Source organism: Methylocaldum sp., assembly GCF_035627495.1.
GTDB lineage: Bacteria > Pseudomonadota > Gammaproteobacteria > Methylococcales > Methylococcaceae > Methylocaldum.
This window is the reverse complement of the sequence record NZ_DASPLO010000192.1, coordinates 1-1,870: the sequence shown is the minus strand read 5'-3', so window position 1 is coordinate 1,870 and position 1,870 is coordinate 1. Positions and strand designations below refer to the sequence as shown.

Sequence of the window (1,870 nt, the reverse complement as noted above, 5' to 3'; positions counted from 1 at the left end):
AGTGCGCTTGGGATACAACGCACATCGCAGGGTGAGAGTCCCTGTCTGGCGGCGCTTCCCGCCAGAGACTGAAGGTAACTGCGGTTCAGAAATGAACCGTGGAGAGCAACTGGAAGTAAACGGATAGTCCGTAGAGCAGAGGGACAATAGAGTTCCTCGACACAAACTCGATTCGGCTTCATGCGATTGACGAGACTGCTAGCAACGAACGAAGTCCAAAGAACCGCCGATAGCCGACAAGGCGAATCGGGGGCCAAGCCCGCCCGGATCAGGAAGCATTGCCGGAAGACGGGGGCGCATGGGGTGGTTGGAGACGGAATGTCCAGAAGCGTGCGTTGGGTAACCAAGGAGAACTGCGCCGGCGGGAGTGGCGCAGAAGTCAGAGTCCCCGTAGTAGCGACGAAGCGGCTAATCACCGTGGAGCAAAGGGGGGCAGGAAGGTGGAAGCGTGAGTGACACACCCAAGCAACTAAACCTGCCGGGAGTGCCAGAGGCTAAACAAGGCAGAGAGGTCCCGGAGAAATGGGGATGGACCGAAGCAAGCGTGTGGAACGAACGCATGTTGGCAACCCTCGAAAGAGGAATCAAAGGAGGCAAATGGTTCAGCCTGATAGATAAGGTCTGGAAAACGGAAAACCTGCAGAGCGCGGCGGTGAAAGTCGCCAAGGGCAAAAGCCGAAAGAAACCTGATGGCCGCAAGTGCCACGAGTATCTTGAGCGATGCCCCAAGCGACTGCCCGAGCTGCAGGAACTGCTCAAAACCAACCAGTACCAGCCACAGCCTGTGCAGAGGGTATGGATTGAGAAACCCGGCAGCACCGAGTTGAGACCGCTGGGCGTGCCCCAGGTCGAAGACCGGGTGGTGCAGATGGCTCTGCGCAACGTGCTTGAACCGATATTCGAACACACGTTCGCCGAGCGCAGTTACGGGTTTCGACCGCGGCGAGGAGCAAAGGACGCGTTGAGACAGATTCAAAAACTGCTCAACGCGGGCAAACACTGGGTGGTGGACGCCGACATCAAAGGCTACTTCGACAACATTCCGCAGGACAAACTGCTGCAAGCCGTTGAACAGCATGTCAGCGATGGCAAGGTGCTGGAATTGCTCCAGCGCTTTCTCAAGCAAGGCGTGATGGAAAGCGGCAAAGGGTGGAGTCCAACGGACAGCGGCACACCGCAAGGGGCAATCATTAGTCCAATGCTGGCCAACATTTATCTGAACCCGCTCGACCATCTGATGGCGGGCAGCGGCTACGAAATGGTGCGCTACGCAGACGACTTTGTGATCCTATGCGCAAACCGCGAAGAGGCCGAGGCGGCAATGGGACAAATCAGAGCATGGATGGATGGGGCGGGACTGACGCTGCATCCGACCAAGACCCGCATAGTGGATGCGACGCAGCGAGGCGGATTCGACTTTCTGGGATACCACTTTGAGCGAGGCTATCGGTGGCCGCGCAAGAAGAGCCTGGACAAGTTCAAGGACGCCATACGGGCCAAAACCCTGCGGCTGCGAAGCGGATCGATGCGGGAAATCACCGAGGACATCAACCGGACACTGCGAGGCTGGTTTGCGTATTTCAAGCACGGCCTGCGCAATATCTACCCGCCGCTGGACAGTTGGATACGGCAACGACTGCGCACGATCCTGCGACGGCGGCACAAAGGGACGGGACGCGCTCGAGGGCGCGACCATCAACGCTGGCCAAATGTTTACTTCGCGGAACTTGGGCTGATCTCCCTGGCCACAGCCCGAGCCGAAGCGAGCCAACTCCGGACAGGAACCACTAAACGGAAAGCCGGATGCGGGAAATCCGCCCGTCCGGTTTGGAGGGAGGGGCGAGGTTAATCCCTCGCTCCTACCCCTATC

The 1,870-nt window shown here is 58.5% G+C and carries 1 protein-coding gene; it reads left to right on the top strand.

Annotation, left to right across the window (positions count from 1 at the left end):
• Positions 1-448 precede the first annotated feature (448 nt).
• On the top strand, positions 449-1,849 hold the full coding sequence (ltrA, locus tag VEB01_RS18070) for a group II intron reverse transcriptase/maturase (RefSeq protein WP_324877877.1): 1,401 nt from the start codon (positions 449-451) through the stop codon (positions 1,847-1,849).
• Positions 1,850-1,870: the final 21 nt, after the last annotated feature.